Below are 16,619 nucleotides of genomic sequence, written 5' to 3' on the forward strand. Positions count from 1 at the left end.
ACGAACTCGCTCATCGGGGTGGTGCCTTTCTCATCGTCTGTTGTCGTCGTCTGTGACGGTGTCGTCAGGTAAGAGAGGCGATCGGGGCGGATGGTTACACCGACCCCCAAGATTTTTCAGAGGTGCTCCGAGGGCGTGGGCCGCCCGGGCCCCGGCGGGGCGGCGGGGCGGCGGGCGTCACCATCCTGCAAAGCGGTCGCAGGTGGTTTCCAAGTGCCGTGTCCCACAGTGGTGGCGTGACCCGCGAGAAGAAGAACGCGACGAAGAAGAACACGACGCAGAGGCGGGATCTGAAGAGCCCCGCCGGCCGCCCGGCCCCGGAGAGCTCGGGGACCGGGACGGCCATCGGGGCGGCGCTGTGCCTGATCATCCCGGGCGCGCTGCTCGTCTGGCTGGTGGTCGTGGGCATCGACGTCACCGTCCGGGAACTGGGCGATGTGCTCGGCCCCGAGGGCACGCCCGGTACCGCGACCGTCCTGTCCTGCGAGCAGACCGGCAGCGGGAAGAACAGGCGCTACGACTGCGAGGCGGACTTCGTGTTCGACGACCGCTCGAAGGAGCCGATCGTCATCGACACCGTTCCCGATGTGGAGGTGGGCGAGGTCTTCCCGGCCGTGCTGACCCCCGAGGGGGACAGGGTGGTGCCCGCCGGTGCGCGGGGCGCGTGGCGGGTCATCCTGCCGTTCAGCGCGATCCCGTTCACCTTCGCCCTCGTCGCGTTCCTCACCGCTCTCCTGACGCGATCCAAGAAGGCGATCATCTGGACGGGCGCGGTGCTGGTGCCCTTCACCGTCGTGATGGTCATGGGGATCGTCATCGGGACCTGAGCCCGGGAACGGGGCGTCTCCGGAGCCGGCGGTCCGGAGCGCCTCCGAGGTCAACGGGCGGAGACGACCGCGCGGACCAGACGGCACAGGTCGGCGGGGCGCAGGGCGTCGGAACGGTGCCACAACGCGGAGTCGACGCTGTCCGCCTGCCGTACGTGCTCGGCCGTCTCAAGACCGTGCCCCTCCAGTGCGGCCGACAGCTCGCCGGGAGTGAAGAACGCCAGCCAGGGCTCGCCGCGCTCGGCCGCGGCGGGGAGGGCGAAGTCCGCGTAGGCGCTGCCCCGCTCGTCGCGGAGCCCGGCAGGCAGGGCGTACTCCATGACCAGTTCCGTGCCGGAGGCGAAGCGGCGGACGGTGGCCAGCGTGGCGTCGATCGCGTCCCGCGTGAGGTACATGGACACCCCGAGCCAGCTGACCAAGGCCGGCCTGGACGGGTCGAACCCCGCGGCTGACAGGGCGGGCGTGAGGTCGTCGGTCTCGAAGTCCACGGGGACGAAGGTCAGACCGTCCGGGTGCGGGATGCCCGCGGCGGCGAGCAGGCCCCGCTTCCACCGCTGTGTGGCGGGGTGGTCCACCTCGAAGATCCTGACCCGGCCGGCCGGGCCGGGGCGGTAGGCGAAGGTGTCGAGGCCCGCGCCGAGGACCACGTACTGCTCGACGCCGTCGCGAGCCATCTCGGCCAGGCGGCGTTCGGTGTAGTGGCTCCGCGCCGTCACCTGCGCGCGAGTGCCCGACAGGATGAGGTGGTCGCCGTGCGCCCGGTGATAACCGATGATCTCCTCGGCGAGTCCGCCGAGGAGGGACGCGGCGGCGGTGTCGCGGAAGATGAAGGGCTCCCGGTCCACCACGAGGTGGGCCGCGCGGGCGGCCGCCGCCATGACCGCGGTCTGGCTCGGCTGCGCTTCGTGCATGAGTCGTCGTTCCTTTCTCGGTGCCCGGAACGACGATGCTAAATGTGAAATTAAATTATCGGGGACCATCATATCAGGTGGAAATAAATTTCAAATATCCGGCCGATAACGAGGTTGATGACAGGTCGTTCGTGTTTGTTTGAATGGCGGCCGGGCCCCGGTCCCCGGCCGGGCGGGACCCCGCTCTTCCGGGCCGGAGGAATCAAACCCGTCGGCGCATCGGGCCGCCCTGGGGTACGGATGAGTCATGACATATGAGATCCGTCCGATCGGAGTCGTCGAGTCCCCCTTGGTGGATCGCGCGAACGCTCCGAAACAGGGTGTGGAGGGCGGTCCCGAGGCGTGGCTGGTGTTCGATCCCGCGGTGGCCGACGGCATCCGTGATCTCGCGGTCGGCGACGAGGTGTTCGTTCTCACGTGGCTGCACCTCGCCGACCGCTCCGTGCTGGCCGTACATCCGCGCGACGATCCGCGGAACCCGCTGACCGGCGTCTTCAGCACCCGTTCCTCCGACCGGCCCAACCCCATCGGCCTGCACCGGGTCCGGGTGCTCGCGACCGACGGGCTCCGGGTGCGGGTGGCCGATCTCGAGGCCGTCGACGGTACCCCGATCGCCGACGTGAAACCGGTCCTGGACGCGACGCGCTAGCGAGGCGCCTCGCGGCCGGCGCCCGCGAGCCCGGCGGGCCCTACCGCACCGGTGCCGGGCCGGCGAGGGTCTCGGTCAGGCGGGAGAAGCTGTCGCCGCCGTGCCCGGCCTCGACCGCCCGCCGGGCGACGGCCCGGGCGGCGTCGATCACCCCGGTGTCCAGGCCGTGGGTGTGCGAGACGTGGGCGATGTGCTCCATGCTCGCCAGGGCCGAGACGATGGTGGACGCGTCGCCCGGATGGTCGCCGCCGTCGATGTGCTGTGCGAACTCGTCGATGATGGCCGGCATCAGGTCGCTGATTCCCCGGGCGAACGGGGCGAGCTCCGCGGCCGTGACGCCCTCGGCCCCGGCCAGGGCGAAGGCGTGCACGAGGCCGCTCATGGACGTCCAGAACAGGTCGAGCAGGGCCACGTCGTGCGCGGCCGCCCGGCCCGGGTCGGGGCCGAGGTACGCGGCGGCGCCACCCAGGCTCGCCAGCGCCGGCCGATGCTCGCGGTAGAGATCCTCCGGCCCGCTGTACAGGATGACGGCCGCGGGGCCCCCGATGGTCTCGGTCGGGGACATGATCGCGCCGTCGAGGTAGTCGACGCCGTGCTCGGCGGCCCACGCGGCCGTACGGCGGGCGCGCTCGGGCGAGTCCGCGGTGAGGTTCACCAGGGTCCGCCCCTTGAGCACGTCGGCGGCGGGCTCGACGATCGCGTGCACCGCGTCGTAGTCGATCACGCACGCGATCACCAGCGGGCTCGCCGCGATGGCGTCGGCGGCGGTGTCCGCCCGCCGCGCCCCTCGGGCCACGAGGGCGTCGGCTCTGCCCGCCGTACGGTTCCACACGGTCGTGGGGTGGCCGCCGCGCAGGAACGCGCCGGCCAGCGCCTGGCCCATCGGGCCCAGGCCCAGGATCGTCACAGGTGAGCGGTCGCTGTCAGTCATGTCGTTCTCCGAAAGGTCGTCGATCTTGGAATGCCGCGCCGCCGCGAGGTCTCGGCGCCGCGCGTGCTCTCGGCGCCGCGCGTGCTCTCAGCGCCGCGCGGGGTCCGTGCGCAGCAGGCCGACCAGACTTGAGACGGCGCCCGCGCCCAGGCCCTCGGCGACGGCCCGGTGGAGGAGCGCCCCCATGGGCTCCACCAGCTCGGTGCCGACTCCCTGCGCCCGGCTGGCGTCCAGCAGGTTGACGTAGCTCACCGCCTGCATCTCCACGTTCGAGTCGGCGGCCGAGTGGTCGCCGGAGTCGATCGCCGCCGCCATGGCGGGCAGGCCCGCGATCATGGCGTTGAGCCACCCGACCACCATGGGAGTGAACTCCGCCGCTGGGACCTTCTCCGATCCGGTCATGGCGAGGGCGTGGAAGAACCCGCCGAACATCCCGTACATCGCGCTGAGCAGCGCCAGGTCGTACAGCGCGGCCCGGCCGGGGTCCTCGTCGAGGTAGACGGCGCTGCCCAGCGCGCCGAGGGTCCGCTCGTGGGCGCCGAACGCCTCCCGCGACCCGCTGTAGAGGATCAGCGCGCCGTCCTGCCCGATCATGGGCGGTACGGCCATGATGCCGCCGTCCACGTAGTCCACGCCCTGCCCGGCCGCCCACCCGGCCATCGCACGGGCCTGCTCGGGGGTGCCGTTGGTGAGGTTCACCAGCGCCCGGCCCGCCAGGGCTCCGGCCGCCGGCCCCAGGGTCTCGCGCACCGCCGCGTCGTCCAGCAGGCAGACCACCGTGACCGGGCTCGCGGCCATCGCCTCGGCGGGGGTGTCCGCCCGCCGCGCCCCCCGGGCCACGAGGGCGTCGGCCCTGCCCGCCGTACGGTTCCACACGGTCGTGGGGTGCCCGCGGTCGAGGAAGGCCCCGGCCAGCGCCTTGCCCATCGCACCCAGACCGAGAACGCTCACCGGTGAACGGTCGCCGTCAGTCATTTCAAACTCCAGTTCAGTTCAGCTCAGCCACCCCGCGTCCACGTGCGGACACCCCGGTCCGGGAGATCGTCCGGGCATGTCGATGTTCACGCTTTACTGGAACTTCCTCAAGTACCTACTATTTTTTCAGGTACTGACCTTTTTGTAAGTGTGGGGAGCGGGATGAAGAAGCGGAGCTACAACTGCGGACTCGACGCCGCCGTCGATGTCGTGGGCGGAAAGTGGAAGGCGCTGATCCTGTGGGCGCTCCACCGGGAACCCCTCCGGTTCGGGGAACTCAAACGGGCGATCTCGGGCATCAGCGAGAAGATGCTGATCCAGCAGCTCCGGGAGATGGAGACGTACGGCCTGGTGCACCGCGAGGTCTACCACCAGGTCCCGCCGAAGGTGGAGTACTCCCTGACCGAGTTCGGCGACTCCCTCAACACCGCGCTCCTCCCCCTCGGCGAATGGGGTGAGAAGCACATGGAGACCATCGAGGCCATCCCCCGCGACTGACCGTGATTCCTCGTCAGAGCCGGTCGGAGGCCGTACTCCGGACGGCTCGCACGACCGCCGCGCTGCCCACGGGGCCGAGCGTGATCGTGTAGTGGTTGACGCCGTCCACGGTGGACTCGGTGACGCCGGGCAGCCACTCGGCGGCCCGGCCGGGGGAGTACAGCGGCGCGTCCGGTTCGTCCAGCATGCCGCGCGCCGCGCGGAGGAACACGGCGGGCACCGGCAGGGGCCGGGGACGGACGCCGGGCAGCGCGTACACCTCGGGAGCGTCGGCGAGCGCGGCCTCCAGGCGGCACGCCGCCACGAACCCGCTTCCCCCGCCCACCGGGGCACGGCCGGGAGCGGGAGCGGCCGTCACCTCCACCAGGTCGTAGTCCGCGTAGGCGGCGCACGCCTCGGTCCAGTCGGCGAACGCCGGATGCGCGCGCCACAGATCGTGGTACTCCGCCCGGGAGCCGAAGGTCCGCCGCAGCCGGGCCAGCACCGGTCCCACCGTGCGCTCGATCGCCTCCGGCACGTCGCCCGCGCCGGGCGGCAGGGGCAGCGGCGCGCCGCCGTCCACCAGGACCAGCCGGTCGACCAGGTGCGGGTGGCGCCGGGCGGTCTCGGCCACGACGAACCCGCCCATCGAGTGCCCGGCCAGTACGGCGGGCCCGCCCCCGTGGTGGGCGATCACCGCCGCCAGGTCGTCGGCGTGCGCCGCCATGCCGTACGGCGCGGGCAGGTCCCTGCTGCCTCCCCGGCCGCGCAGGTCCACCGCGACGAACCGGTGATCGCGCCCCAGCTCCGCTCCGACCAGTGTCCACGCCATGTGCGAGGAGGTGATGCCGTGGGCGGCCACGGCCAGCGGCCCCCGGTCCCCCCACACGCCGGTCCGCAGGTCGCCGCCCCGGACGGGAACGTCCTCCCGCCGGTAGCCCGGCTCCCGGCGGCGGTCCGGCACCGCGTCACCGCCCCGCGGAATCGACCGCCGAGCCGTACGGAGAACCGCCCGGCACGCCGTCCACGACACCGCGCAGCACCTCGGCGAAGTCGGCGGCGCGCTCGATGTGCGGACTGTGGCCCACCCCGGTGTAGACGATCTCCTCGTAGGCGCCGCCCGCCGCGGCGTACCGTTCGAGCACCTGCCTGGTCTGGGTGACCATCGGCTGTGGCGGGCACAGCTCCTCACCCGGCCAGCCGGGGACCGCGCCGAGCCTGCCCAGGTTGGCCAGGTCGAACAGCGACGCGTCCGAGACGATCTGGTCGACGTCGCCGCGGACCCAGGTCACCTTCGGCTTGACGGGGACCGCGACCAGGTCGTCGGCGATCTCGAACCAGCGCGGCGACATGGCGTTGAGCACGCCGTACCGGCCCGCGGCGACGCCGGGCCACTCCTCGGCGGAGGCCGCGTCACCGGGGTAGTTGCCCTCGGCGATCGCGGTGGACAGCACGGTGTCGAGCAGCAGTTCCTCGTCCGCGCCGAGGCTCTCCGGGTCGGCGACGTAGTACGTCCGCAGGATCGTCCGGGGGCTGGCGGGGGAGTCGGCGGTACGGTCACCGGCGGCCAGGCGCGCCACGAAGTCGGGATTGGCCGCGCCCGCCCCGCCCAGGCCGAAGCCGTACGGCGACAGCGGCGCCTCCAGCACCAGCCCGGCGACCCGCTCCGGGGCGTCGATCAGCAGCTGCATCGCCACGCCGCCCCCCATCGAGTGTCCGACCACCACCGGGCGCGCGCCCGCCGGGAAGACCTGCTCGGCGTCCAGCAACGCGGCCAGGTCGTCGGCGAAGTCACGCAGCCCGCGGGTGGCGTCGACGGGGACCGTCTCGGTCTCCCCGTAGCCGCGCAGGTCCGGGGCGACGACGCGCCAGTGCGCGGGCAGCAGCCGTACCAGCGGCTCCCAGAACGCCGCGGAGGAGCAGTTGCCGTGGACGAGCAGCACGGGCGGGCCGTCGATCGGCCCCCGGACCAGCAGGTTGTGCCGGAGGCCACGCGCGGTGAGTTCCATGTACGGCATCCTGGCAGGCGCGTTCCGGCGGGCAATGTGGCCGGACGCCATATTTTTCCTGTTTCGGTGTCGTCGCCGGGCATGCCGGATGCCGGCTCCGGCACCCCCGTGAGGTCTGCGGGGTGGAGGTCTACAGGGTGAGGGTGAAGGCGCCGCGGTCCTCCAGCATGCGGAGGAAGGGCGTGGCGGGGAACGCCTCGGCGGCGCTGAGCACACCGGGTTTCGCCGGGCCCTCGCCGCCGGCCAGCCGTACGGCCGCCTCCACCGAGGCCAGCGCGCCGGCCCACCAGATGTCCCGGCCTCTGACGTTGCCGTTGCGACCGCCGCCGGCGGATGCGACGGCCTGGACGGCCACGGTGAACTCCGTCTGGGACCGTGCCTCGGCGCTGGCGTCCACGCTGGTGAAGACCTGCTCCTCCTCGAAGGTGGAGGCGGTCAGCTGGGACTCGACGGTGCGGGCGGGCACGTGACGGGGGATGGTGACGACCTCCCCCGAGGGGAAGGGCGCGATCATCGTGCGGGGGCCGACGGGCGGCGGGAAGGGGAAGACCGTGTTGCGGATCTCCACCGGGCCCACCCGCTGGGCGCCGTCGGAGAAGGTCACCCGGTCGATCTCGCCGATCAGCAGTTCGGCGGTCCGTACCGCCCCGGCCGTCATGCGCCAGCCGGTCACCGCGTAGCCCACCGTCACCCGGTCGACGTCGGTCATGCCCTCGGTCACGGCGGCGGCGAGCAGGTCGGCGAGGCCGCCGTAGAAACTCATCTGGGGGATCATGACGGCGCCGGTGCGCTGGGCCTGTGCCTGCAGGGCGTCGAACATGTATTTGACGTGGTGGGGCTCGACGGCGTGGTCGACGTAGTGGCAGCCCGCCGCCGCGGCGGCCGCGGCGACCGGCTCACCGGTCTGCGCGTACGGCCCGGCGCAGTGGATGATCACAGTTGCGCTCTCGGTGAGCTCGCGCAGGGCCGCCGGATCGTCCAGGGGGGCCACCAGGGTCCGCACGTGGCCGGGCGCGCCGAGCTCGGCGAACTCCGCGAAGTCGGCCAGTTCGCCGGCCAGCGCTCGCAGCGCCGCGCCGTTGCGCCCGGCCAGCAGGACGTTCTGGTTCCGGGAGAGCAACTCGGTGGCCACCAGACGTCCGGTGTGCCCGTTGGCGCCGTATATCGCGAAAAGCGGTGCGTCCATGCCCGGCTCGCTTCCATGACGGGAGGGGTGAGCTGACCTTGATTCGAACGTATGTTCTGCACCAGTGTCCGTCAAGGGGGTGGGAGGCGTCGCCGCGCGAAGGGCGGACCGGAGTGGTCGGGGCGGCCGGGGTCAGTCGGTCCGCTGCCGCTGGGCCGCGTCGGCGCCCAGCACGCTGTCGAGCAGGCCGGGGAAGAGGGCGTCGAGGTCGTCGCGGCGCAGCGCGTTCATCTTCGCGGTACCCCGGTAGACCTGGTTGATCACTCCGGCCTCGCGCAGCACCCGGAAGTGGTGCGTGGTGGTCGACTTGCTGATCGCCAGCTCGATGGCCGAGCACGGCGCCTCCCCCTCCTCTCCCAGCTCGGCGAGGAAGCGCACCACCTGCAGGCGCATCGGATCGGACAGTGCGTGCAGCACGGCCTCCAGGCGGATCTCCTCGCGCTCCGGATGCTCCAGGGCCCGGGTGGGTGCGGTCGACACGGCGGCTCCTCCTGTTGCTCCGTTCAATTGTACGACGACCGTCGTAGTTTGACACTTCCCGTACTACGATGTTTATCGTAGTAGGAGACCGGGCGCACCGGTGTCCCGTCCCCCGAACCAAGGAGCATGACCGTGAGCGCGTTGTTCGAACCCCTGAGGATGCGGAGCCTGACCATCCCCAACCGGGTCTGGATGGCTCCCATGTGCCAGTACTGCGCGGCGGTCGACGGTCCCGACCAGGGCGTCCCGACCGACTGGCACCTCACCCACCTGGGCGCCAGGGCGGTGGGCGGCGCCGGCCTGATCCTCACCGAGGCCACCGCGGTGACGCCCGAGGGCCGGATCAGCCCCGCCGACCTGGGCCTCTGGAACGACCGCCAGCAGGAGGGGTTCGCCAGGATCACCCGGTTCCTCCGGGAGCACGGCGCGGTGCCGGGCATCCAGCTCGCGCACGCCGGGCGCAAGGCCTCCACCGACCGCCCCTGGCGCGGCGGCGCGCCCGTCGGCCCCGACCAGCACGGCTGGCAGCCGGTCGCGCCGAGCCCGATCCCCTTCGCCGAGGACCACCCCGTCCCGGCGGAGCTGAGCGTGGCCGGGATCCGGGGGATCGTCGAGGCGTTCGCCGCCGCGGCGCGGCGGGCACTGGCCGCCGGTTTCCAGGTGGCCGAGGTCCACGGCGCCCACGGTTATCTCATCAACGAGTTCCTGTCGCCGCACAGCAACCGCCGCACCGACGCCTACGGCGGCTCCTACGAGAACCGCACCCGGTTCGCGCTGGAGGTCGTCGACGCGGTCCGCGCGGTGTGGCCGGAGGACCTGCCGGTCTTCTTCCGCATCTCGGCCACCGACTGGCTGACGGAGAACCCCGAGGACCACCGGGAGGGCTGGACCGCCGACGACACGGTGCGCTTCGCCAAGGACCTGCTCGCGCACGGGGTCGACCTGCTGGACACCTCCACGGGCGGCGTCGCGCCGGGCGCGCGCGTCCCCACCGGTCCCGGTTACCAGGTCCCGTTCGCCGCCCGGGTGAAGTCCGAGACCGACCTGCCGGTGGGCGCCGTCGGCCTGATCACCGAGGCCCGGCAGGCGGAGGAGATCGTCGCCTCGGGACAGGCCGACGCCGTGTTCCTCGGCAGGGAGCTGCTGCGCAACCCGTACTGGCCGAACCTCGCCGCCCGCGAGCTCGCGGAGCTGGGGGCCGAGGCCCGCTGGCCCGACCAGTACCACCGGGCCGTCTGACCCGCGCCGTCCTCCGTCTCCGCCGCGGACCGCATGATCCCCCGTTCCCGCCGGATCACGGGACGTTCCCGCCGGATCACGGGACCAGGACGATCTTGCCCCTCGTGCGGCCCCCCGAGATGAGCTCGTGCGCCTTGGCGACATCGGCCAGCGGCAGCGCCCGGTCCACGTGCACCCGGAGCCTCCCGGCCTCCGCCAGTGCGACCAGCTGGGCCAGGTCCGCCGCCGAGGGGCGCACGGACACCACCTCCAGCCGCACCCCCAGCTCGGCCGCCCGCTCCGGGGTGATGCCCCCCATGGGACCGCCGAGCGCGCCGACGAGCAGGCCGCCGGGCTTGAGCGCGGCGGCGGAGCGCTCGCCGTACTCGCCGCCGACCAGGTCGAAGACCACGTCCACCGGCCCGGCCTCCGCCACGAAGTCCGCGACGGTGTAGTCGATCAGCCGGTCCGCGCCGAGAGCGCGGAGGAAGTCGTGGTTGTCGGCCCGGGCGGTGCCGATGACGTACGCCCCGCGCGCCTTGGCGATCTGCACGGCCAGGTGGCCGACACCGCCGGCGGCGCGGTGGATGAGCACGCTCTGGCCCGCCTCGACACGCGCGATCCCGACGAGCGCCTGCCAGGCGGTCAGGCCCGCCAGCGGGAGGGCGCCCGCCTCCTCGACGGTCAGGGCGGCGGGCCTGCGCACGAGCTCGTTGGGCGAGGCGAGCACGTAGTCGGCATGGGCGGCGGCCTCGGCGGGGAAGGCGGGCATGCCCAGCACCTCGTCACCGGGGGCGAACGCCGATATCCCCGAGCCCACGGCCTCGACCGTGCCCGCGACGTCCCAGCCGAGGGTGAACGGCGGCTCGCCGAGGAGCGGGTAGGCACCCGACCGCACGGCCGCGTCGACCGGGTTGATCCCGGCGGCCCCGACCTTGATCAGAACTTGCCCGTAACCCGGCTCCGGGCGTTCCACTTCTCCGATCTCCAGCACGGACGGGTCGCCGAAAGCGGACTGGGTGACAGAACGCATCACGATCTCCTCATCAGGGGGTTCAGTACGAACCGTGTGGGATCAATCGTGGCGGAGGCCGGTATATCTAGGAAAGAAGGCACCTTTCCGATATATAGGTACCTTGTGGATACCAAGTGTGAAGCGGGAAAGTGGAACGTCGACGCGTACCTGAGGGGGTGCGCCTCGCGGACGGTCCTGGAGGCGCTGGCCAACAAGTGGACCTGCCTGCTGATCGACGCTCTGCGGCACGGGCCCCTGCGGTTCGGCGAGCTGCGCCGCAAGCTCGACGGGATCACGCAGAAGAGCCTCACCCAGACGCTGCGCGTCATGGAGCGCGACGGCATAGTGATCCGCAGCGTCTACCCGACGATCCCGCCCCGGGTGGAGTACGAGCTGAGTGATCTCGGGCGGAGCGTCGCGGGCCTGATGGAGGGCGTCAAGCGCTGGTCCGAGGAGCACGTGGACGAGATCCTGGCCGCCCGGGAGGCCTACGACCTGCGGGCACAGGAGGAGCCCCGGCCGGTGCCCGTCGGATGACGGGCGGCACGCCGCGCGGCGGGGAGCGGTGTGCCGTACGGCGGGCGGCGCGTTACGAGCGCGCCGTCTTGTCGAACAGGGAGGTCGGGGGCGCGGTGTAGAGGGCCAGGGCGTCGGCGGCGCCGGCCACGTCGGTCACGGGGTGGCGCTCCTCGGCGGACTGCCAGCAGAAGAACGCGCCCCCGTAGCCGACGAACACCCAGACGGGCAGGTGGGACGCCGGTGGGCGGACGACCAGTGCCTCCCCGCGCAAGTCGGCGGGGACCCCGCGCTCGGCCAGGCGGACGCGGAGGGCTCTCAGTGATTCGACCTCGTCCATCCCGCCATTATCCATCACTCAGAGTCGATATCCCATTACCAGGAGTCATGAAACGAGAGTCGGATGCCGGAGCATCACGACAGGACTTCAGGCGTCGCGGCGGCGCAGCGTCAGGTAACCGCCGATGAGGGCGGCGGCGGCCCAGAGGGCGACAATGCCCATACCGGCCCACGGGCCGTACGGACGACCGAAGTTCGGATCCCCGGGCGGGCCGGTGAGACGCATGATCACCATTCCCGCCTGGTCCGGCAGATACTGTGTGACGGCCTTCACCTGCGGGATGTTTCCGAGCCCCTGGGAACCGAGGAAGAACAGCGGGAGCAGGATGCCGAGCGAGAGCGTCGAGCTGCGCAGCATCGCCGTCACTCCCGCGGCGAAGACACAGATGAGCGTCAGATAGAGGCAGGAGCCGAGGATCGCCTGCGACGCCCCGTCCGCGTCCGGGGACATGCCGTAGGGGCCGAGACCCGCCTGCGCCGCGAAGAAGGTGGCCGGGACGGTGACCACCGCGACGCCCAGCGCCGTCAGCGCCACGGCGAGCATCTTGCCGCCGTAGAACGCGCCGCGCCGGGGCACCGCCGTCAGGGAGGCGCGGATCGTCCCGGAGGCGTACTCGCCGCCCACGGCCAGGACCGCGAACACCACCAAGGGCAGCTGGCCGAGGGTGAGACTGTAGAAGGTGGCGAAGAGCAGGTCGGCGGGATCGGTCTGCTCCCGGGCCATGCGAGAGAGGTTGGCGCTGAAGCTCAGTCCCAGCAGATAACCGAGACCGGCGCTGAGGACGACGCCCAGCAGCAGGGTCACGGCCGTCGATCGCAGGGTCCTGAGCTTGATCCATTCGGCGGAGAGGACCGCGCGCGCGGAGATCACGTTCATCCCCGCCTCCCGGCCCGGCGCTCCCCGGAGCGCGGCCCCGCGGCCGGGTGACCCGTGCCGTCTCCGGTGTCCGAGGCTGTCGTCCGGTGACCCGTGCCGTCTCCGGTGTCCGGCCCCGAGGTCCGGTGGTCCGCGCCGTCTCCGGTGAGCCGCATGAACGCCTCCTCCAGCGACGCCGTCTCCGTGCCGATCTCGTGCACCGTCAGGCCGCTCGCCGAAGCCAGGTCACCGACCCTCGCGGCCTCCGTCCCGTACGCCTCCAGCGTTCCGTCCGCCGCCTGCCGTACCCGGACGCCGGCCGCGGCCAGCGCCCGGCGCATCCGCTCCGGCTCGGGCGTGCGGATCCGGACGCGGGAGCGCGAGTTGGCCTCGATGAACTCCCGCGTGGAGGTGTCGGCGAGCAACCGGCCACGGCTGATCACGACGAGGTGGTCCGCGGTGAGCGCCATCTCGCTCATCAGGTGGCTGGAGACGAACACCGTCCGGCCCTCGGCGGCCAGCCCTCTCATGAGGTTCCGGATCCACCGGACCCCCTCGGGGTCCAGCCCGTTGACCGGCTCGTCGAGCAGGAGCACCGGCGGGTCTCCCAGCAGCGCCGCGGCGATGCCGAGCCGCTGGGTCATGCCGAGCGAGAAGCCCCGGACCCGGTGGCGGGCGACCTTCTCCAGCCCGACCAGCTCCAGCACCTCCCGGACGCGGGCGGCGGGGATCCGGTTGCTCCGTGCCATCCAGAGCAGGTGGCCGTACGCGCTGCGCCCGGGATGCACGTCCCGGGCCTCCAGCATGGACCCGACCCGCCGCAGCGGGTCGGCCAGCTCGCGGTAGTGCCGGTCGCCGATGAGGACCCGGCCCCCGGTGGGGTGGTCGAGGCCCAGCGCCATCCGCATCGTGGTGGATTTGCCGGCCCCGTTCGGGCCGAGGAACCCGGTCACCCGGCCCGGTTGCACGGTGAAGGAGAGCCCGTCGACCGCGACCGTGTCCCCGTACCTCTTGCTGAGGTTCTGTATGTCGATCACGCGGCCCACGGTAGGAATCGGGACCGGTCCGGCGCAGTCCTCGAAAGTGCCCGGTTCCCGACGACGAAAGTCGACACGGCGGCTGAGAGGTCCGGACGTAGTCTGCCCATTATGGGGCGAGACCGCAGTATGGGCCGGCACAGTATGGGCTGGCGCAATATGGGTTCCCTTCTCGCCGTCGTCGTGGTCATGGCCGACACGGCGCTCGTGGCGGCCATGGGGCCGGGCGTGCTGCTCTCGTGGGGCACGGCGGGATACGCGCTGGCCGCGGGGCTGGTGATCGTGTTGTGCCGCCGGTCCCCGGCGGGGGCGTTCGTGGCGGCGCTGACTCTCGCCTCGCTGGCCGGCGGCACGTATCTCCTCCTGCTGTGGACCGCCTACCACGCCGGGCGCGGGATCACCTCACCGCGGAGCCTGGCCGTGGCCGTCGGCGCGGCGCTCGGCGGTCTCGCCGCGCGGCTGGTGGTCCTGCCTCCGCCCGGGGAGGAGATCCTCCCGTCCGCGTACGCCTACCTCGTGATCGTCGCGTTGCCGCTGCTGGTCGGCCGCTACCTCGCCCAGCACGAGCGGCTGGTCTCGACGCTCGACCGGCACAACCGGCGGCTCCGGCAGGAGCGGGAACTCCTCGCCGAGCGGGAGCGGCTGCGCGAGCGGCTGCGGATCGCCCGGGACATGCACGACTCCCTGGGTCACCGGCTCAGTCTCGTGTCGGTCCAGGCGGCGGCGCTGGAGGTGTCGCCGCTGCCCGCCCCGGAGCGGCAGGCGGTCCAGCAGCTGGCGGGAGCGGCCCGTGCCGCGATGGACGAGCTGTACGAGCTGGTCGGGGCGCTCCGGGCGCAGGACGAGCCGCCGGTGCGGTCATTCGGCGCGCAGACGCTCGGAACGCTGCTGGAGGAGTTCCGGGCGGCCGGGGTCACGGTGGAGCTGCGGTGGCGGGGGGAACCCCGGGTGGTGTCCCCGGCGGCCGGAGAGGCGGTGTACCGGGTGGTCGAGGAAGGGCTGACCAACACGGTCAAGCACGCTCCGGGCCTGCCGGTCACGGTGAACATCGCGTGGGAACCGGACGCGCTGCTGATCACCGTGTCCAACCCCGTCCCGGACCATCCGGTTTCCGTGAGCTCCACAGGCTCCGTGAGCTCCGGCGGTTCCGGGCACGGTCTGGCCGGGCTGGGTGAGCGGGTGCGGCTCGCCGGCGGGTTCCTGGACCACCGGCGGTCGGCCGAGGGGTTCCGGCTCTTCGCGATGGTGCCCGCCGCCGATGGGGAGACGACCGGCGGGGAGGTCTCCGCGGAGGCCTCCGGCGACGGGCCGTCCGGGGCGGAACGCCTCCGAACGGTCGCGCTCGGCCTCGCCGCGGCGGTCGCGATGATCGGAATCCTGTCCGCGGGCGTGGTGGTGGGAGTGAGATGAGGTGATCAGAGTCCTGGTCGCCGACGACGAGCCGCTGATCACGGCGGGCATCCGCACCGTGCTGGAGTCGGCGGGCGACATCGAGGTGGTCGCCGAGGCGGCGGACGGCAGAGCGGCCGTCGAGGGGGCGATCAGGCACCGGGCCGATGTGGCGCTGGTCGACATCAACATGCCGGTGCTGGACGGCCTGGGCGCGGCGCAGGAACTGCGCCGCCGGATGCCCGGGCTGCGGACCGTGGTGCTCACGGCCTTCGGCGCGGAACCGAACGTGCTGCGCGCCGTGCAGAACGGCGTGGCCGGCTTCGTCCTCAAGAACTGCACGCCCGACGAGCTGATCCGCGCGGTCCGGGCGGCGCACCGCGGGGACGCCTACCTGTCCCCCGCGGTGGCCCGGACGGTTCTGGACATGGTCACGCCGGGGGAGGCCCTCCGCCGGAGGGAGGCGGCCGACCGGCTGTCGGCGCTGGCGCCCCGTGAGTCGGAGGTGGTGGGCCTGCTGGCCGAAGGGCTGTCCAACGCCGAGATCGGCCGGCGGATGAACATGAGCGAGACGACCATCAAGACCTACGTGAGCCGGATCCTGGCCAAGCTCGGCTGCTCGAACCGCGTCCAGGCCGCGCTGCTCGTCCGGGACGCCGGTCCGCGCGGCTGACGCGGAGAGCGGGGATCGGAGATCGGGTGAGGAGTGAGCGGGGGGTGAGGAGTGAGCGGGACGGGCGTGGCCGTCAGGCGGGGATGGAGACTCCGACTCCGCCGCGCGTGCGCGCGCCGTACCGCTCCTTCTCCCGGGCGATGTCCAGCGGCTTGATGCGTGAACGCCCGGCGAGCGTCTCCTGGGTGATGAGGTCGGCGGGGACCAGCCAGGAGACCTCGAACTCCAGACCGTCGGGGTCCTTGGCGTACAGCGCCTTGGTGGTGGAGTGGTCGGAGGCGCCGACCAGCGCGCCGAGCTCGCCGAGCTTGGCGGCGACGCGCTCCAGCTCCTCCAGGGTGTCGACCTCCCAGGCCAGGTGGTAGAGCCCGACGGTGGACCGCCCGGCCGTGGAGGGAGCCGCCTGGGCGCCGATCTGGAACAGGCCGAGGTCGTGGTCGTTGGCGGATCCGGACGCCTGGAGGAAGGCCGCGCCCGGCATGGCCATGACGACCTCGAAGCCGAGGGCCTCCCGGTAGAAGGCGACGCTGCGCTCGACGTCGCGCACGTACAGGACCGCGTGGTTGAGACGCTGGACGGGCATGGGTCCCCCTGGAGCGATAGAAGCTTGAACTCTCAAGTACCTTACCTGGAAGAAGTTGAGAGTTCAAGTAAGATGGTGTCATGACGCGATGGCTGGATGAGAACGAGCAGCGGACCTGGCGGGCCTTCCTGGCGGCCTCGCAGCGGATCCAGGAGGACCTCGACCGCCAGCTGCAGCGGGATTCGGGCATGCCGCACGCCTACTACGCCATTCTCGTACGGCTGTCGGAGGCGCCCGGACGCAGGATGCGGATGAGCGAGCTGGCGACGGTGGCCAACTCCTCGCAGAGCCGGCTCTCGCACGCGGTGGCGCGGCTGGAGGAGCGCGGCTGGGTCCGGCGGGAGCCATGCCCGGCCGACCGGCGGGTGAGCTGGGCCGTGCTCACGGACGAGGGGTTCGCGGCGCTCGCCGCGGCCGCCCCGGGCCACGTCGGAGCGGTACGGCGGAGCCTGTTCGACCGGATCTCCCCCGGGCAGGCCGAACAGCTCGCGGCGATATGCGCGGCGATCCTGCGCGATCCCGACTCCTGACGTACCGTTGCCCCCGAC

20 protein-coding genes are annotated in these 16,619 nt (G+C 72.3%); 8 read left to right on the forward strand and 12 right to left on the reverse strand.

Annotated features, from left to right (window positions below; translation table 11 throughout):
- The first annotated feature begins 236 nt into the window (after positions 1 to 236).
- Positions 237 to 827 (forward strand): hypothetical protein, encoded by a 591-nt coding sequence (locus IEZ08_RS09870; protein ID WP_068920577.1) that lies wholly within the window; start codon positions 237 to 239, stop codon positions 825 to 827.
- Between the two features lie 50 nt (positions 828 to 877).
- Here IEZ08_RS09870 and IEZ08_RS09875 read toward each other — a convergent pair whose 3' ends face one another.
- Complete coding sequence (locus IEZ08_RS09875) at positions 878 to 1,738, reverse strand: class I SAM-dependent methyltransferase (protein WP_203863483.1); 861 nt, start codon at positions 1,736 to 1,738, stop codon at positions 878 to 880.
- Between the two features lie 247 nt (positions 1,739 to 1,985).
- On the opposite strand from IEZ08_RS09875, the gene tsaA reads away from it, so the two are divergent.
- On the forward strand, positions 1,986 to 2,387 hold the full coding sequence (tsaA, locus tag IEZ08_RS09880; RefSeq protein WP_068920578.1) for a tRNA (N6-threonylcarbamoyladenosine(37)-N6)-methyltransferase TrmO: 402 nt from the start codon (positions 1,986 to 1,988) through the stop codon (positions 2,385 to 2,387).
- A 40-nt stretch (positions 2,388 to 2,427) separates the two neighbouring features.
- On the opposite strand, the gene IEZ08_RS09885 is transcribed toward tsaA, so the two are convergent.
- Together IEZ08_RS09885 and IEZ08_RS09890 are read right to left on the reverse strand one after the other, a co-directional pair.
- On the reverse strand, positions 2,428 to 3,318 hold the full coding sequence (locus IEZ08_RS09885) for an NAD(P)-dependent oxidoreductase (RefSeq protein WP_068920579.1): 891 nt from the start codon (positions 3,316 to 3,318) through the stop codon (positions 2,428 to 2,430).
- 87 nt (positions 3,319 to 3,405) lie between these two features.
- Positions 3,406 to 4,269, reverse strand: coding sequence for an NAD(P)-dependent oxidoreductase (locus IEZ08_RS09890; RefSeq protein WP_229803019.1), 864 nt, complete (start codon positions 4,267 to 4,269; stop codon positions 3,406 to 3,408).
- 186 nt (positions 4,270 to 4,455) lie between these two features.
- On the opposite strand from IEZ08_RS09890, the gene IEZ08_RS09895 reads away from it, so the two are divergent.
- The gene (locus tag IEZ08_RS09895; protein WP_068920581.1) at positions 4,456 to 4,791 is read left to right on the forward strand and encodes a winged helix-turn-helix transcriptional regulator; all 336 of its coding nucleotides are present in this window, start codon (positions 4,456 to 4,458) and stop codon (positions 4,789 to 4,791) included.
- 13 nt (positions 4,792 to 4,804) lie between these two features.
- Here the strand turns inward: IEZ08_RS09895 and IEZ08_RS09900 are convergent, their stop codons facing one another.
- From IEZ08_RS09900 to IEZ08_RS09915, 4 genes are all read right to left on the reverse strand, one after another.
- On the reverse strand, positions 4,805 to 5,734 hold the full coding sequence (locus IEZ08_RS09900; RefSeq protein ID WP_189242036.1) for an alpha/beta hydrolase: 930 nt from the start codon (positions 5,732 to 5,734) through the stop codon (positions 4,805 to 4,807).
- A 4-nt stretch (positions 5,735 to 5,738) separates the two neighbouring features.
- Positions 5,739 to 6,779, reverse strand: a complete 1,041-nt coding sequence (locus IEZ08_RS09905; RefSeq protein WP_203863484.1) for an alpha/beta fold hydrolase — start codon at positions 6,777 to 6,779, stop codon at positions 5,739 to 5,741.
- 130 nt (positions 6,780 to 6,909) lie between these two features.
- A complete protein-coding gene (locus IEZ08_RS09910; RefSeq protein ID WP_068920584.1) occupies positions 6,910 to 7,965 on the reverse strand; it encodes a saccharopine dehydrogenase NADP-binding domain-containing protein in 1,056 nt (351 codons plus the stop codon).
- Between the two features lie 132 nt (positions 7,966 to 8,097).
- Positions 8,098 to 8,445 (reverse strand): ArsR/SmtB family transcription factor, encoded by a 348-nt coding sequence (locus IEZ08_RS09915; protein ID WP_068920585.1) that lies wholly within the window; start codon positions 8,443 to 8,445, stop codon positions 8,098 to 8,100.
- A 132-nt stretch (positions 8,446 to 8,577) separates the two neighbouring features.
- Between IEZ08_RS09915 and IEZ08_RS09920 the strand changes: the two genes are divergently transcribed.
- Positions 8,578 to 9,684, forward strand: coding sequence for an NADH:flavin oxidoreductase/NADH oxidase (locus IEZ08_RS09920; RefSeq protein ID WP_189242037.1), 1,107 nt, complete (start codon positions 8,578 to 8,580; stop codon positions 9,682 to 9,684).
- 76 nt (positions 9,685 to 9,760) lie between these two features.
- Here IEZ08_RS09920 and IEZ08_RS09925 read toward each other — a convergent pair whose 3' ends face one another.
- Complete coding sequence (locus IEZ08_RS09925; RefSeq protein WP_189242038.1) at positions 9,761 to 10,696, reverse strand: NADP-dependent oxidoreductase; 936 nt, start codon at positions 10,694 to 10,696, stop codon at positions 9,761 to 9,763.
- Between the two features lie 105 nt (positions 10,697 to 10,801).
- Between IEZ08_RS09925 and IEZ08_RS09930 the strand changes: the two genes are divergently transcribed.
- The gene (locus IEZ08_RS09930) at positions 10,802 to 11,215 is read left to right on the forward strand and encodes a winged helix-turn-helix transcriptional regulator (protein ID WP_068920587.1); all 414 of its coding nucleotides are present in this window, start codon (positions 10,802 to 10,804) and stop codon (positions 11,213 to 11,215) included.
- A gap of 52 nt (positions 11,216 to 11,267) precedes the next feature.
- Here the strand turns inward: IEZ08_RS09930 and IEZ08_RS09935 are convergent, their stop codons facing one another.
- The 3 genes from IEZ08_RS09935 to IEZ08_RS09945 all read right to left on the reverse strand — a co-directional run bounded on the left by IEZ08_RS09935 (position 11,268) and on the right by IEZ08_RS09945 (position 13,426).
- On the reverse strand, positions 11,268 to 11,534 hold the full coding sequence (locus IEZ08_RS09935; RefSeq protein ID WP_068920588.1) for a hypothetical protein: 267 nt from the start codon (positions 11,532 to 11,534) through the stop codon (positions 11,268 to 11,270).
- Positions 11,535 to 11,621: 87 nt separating this feature from the next.
- The gene (locus IEZ08_RS09940; protein WP_068920589.1) at positions 11,622 to 12,410 is read right to left on the reverse strand and encodes an ABC transporter permease subunit; all 789 of its coding nucleotides are present in this window, start codon (positions 12,408 to 12,410) and stop codon (positions 11,622 to 11,624) included.
- Positions 12,407 to 13,426: an ABC transporter ATP-binding protein gene (locus tag IEZ08_RS09945; protein ID WP_084780849.1), complete on the reverse strand. Its 1,020-nt coding sequence runs from the start codon at positions 13,424 to 13,426 to the stop codon at positions 12,407 to 12,409. The genes IEZ08_RS09940 and IEZ08_RS09945 overlap by 4 nt, the downstream gene beginning before the upstream one ends.
- Before the next feature lie 159 nt (positions 13,427 to 13,585).
- On the opposite strand from IEZ08_RS09945, the gene IEZ08_RS09950 reads away from it, so the two are divergent.
- Both IEZ08_RS09950 and IEZ08_RS09955 read left to right on the forward strand, forming a co-directional pair.
- A complete protein-coding gene (locus IEZ08_RS09950) occupies positions 13,586 to 14,836 on the forward strand; it encodes a histidine kinase (protein ID WP_068920590.1) in 1,251 nt (416 codons plus the stop codon).
- Position 14,837: 1 nt separating this feature from the next.
- Positions 14,838 to 15,488 carry a response regulator transcription factor gene (locus IEZ08_RS09955; RefSeq protein ID WP_068920591.1) on the forward strand — a complete coding sequence of 217 codons (651 nt, stop codon included), beginning with the start codon at positions 14,838 to 14,840 and terminating at the stop codon, positions 15,486 to 15,488.
- Positions 15,489 to 15,561: 73 nt separating this feature from the next.
- On the opposite strand, the gene IEZ08_RS09960 is transcribed toward IEZ08_RS09955, so the two are convergent.
- The gene (locus IEZ08_RS09960; protein ID WP_068920592.1) at positions 15,562 to 16,071 is read right to left on the reverse strand and encodes a VOC family protein; all 510 of its coding nucleotides are present in this window, start codon (positions 16,069 to 16,071) and stop codon (positions 15,562 to 15,564) included.
- 80 nt (positions 16,072 to 16,151) lie between these two features.
- On the opposite strand from IEZ08_RS09960, the gene IEZ08_RS09965 reads away from it, so the two are divergent.
- Positions 16,152 to 16,601 carry a MarR family winged helix-turn-helix transcriptional regulator gene (locus IEZ08_RS09965; protein ID WP_068920593.1) on the forward strand — a complete coding sequence of 150 codons (450 nt, stop codon included), beginning with the start codon at positions 16,152 to 16,154 and terminating at the stop codon, positions 16,599 to 16,601.
- The last annotated feature ends 18 nt before the right edge of the window (positions 16,602 to 16,619 follow it).

Source organism: Planobispora rosea, from assembly GCF_014648175.1.
GTDB lineage: Bacteria > Actinomycetota > Actinomycetes > Streptosporangiales > Streptosporangiaceae > Planobispora > Planobispora rosea.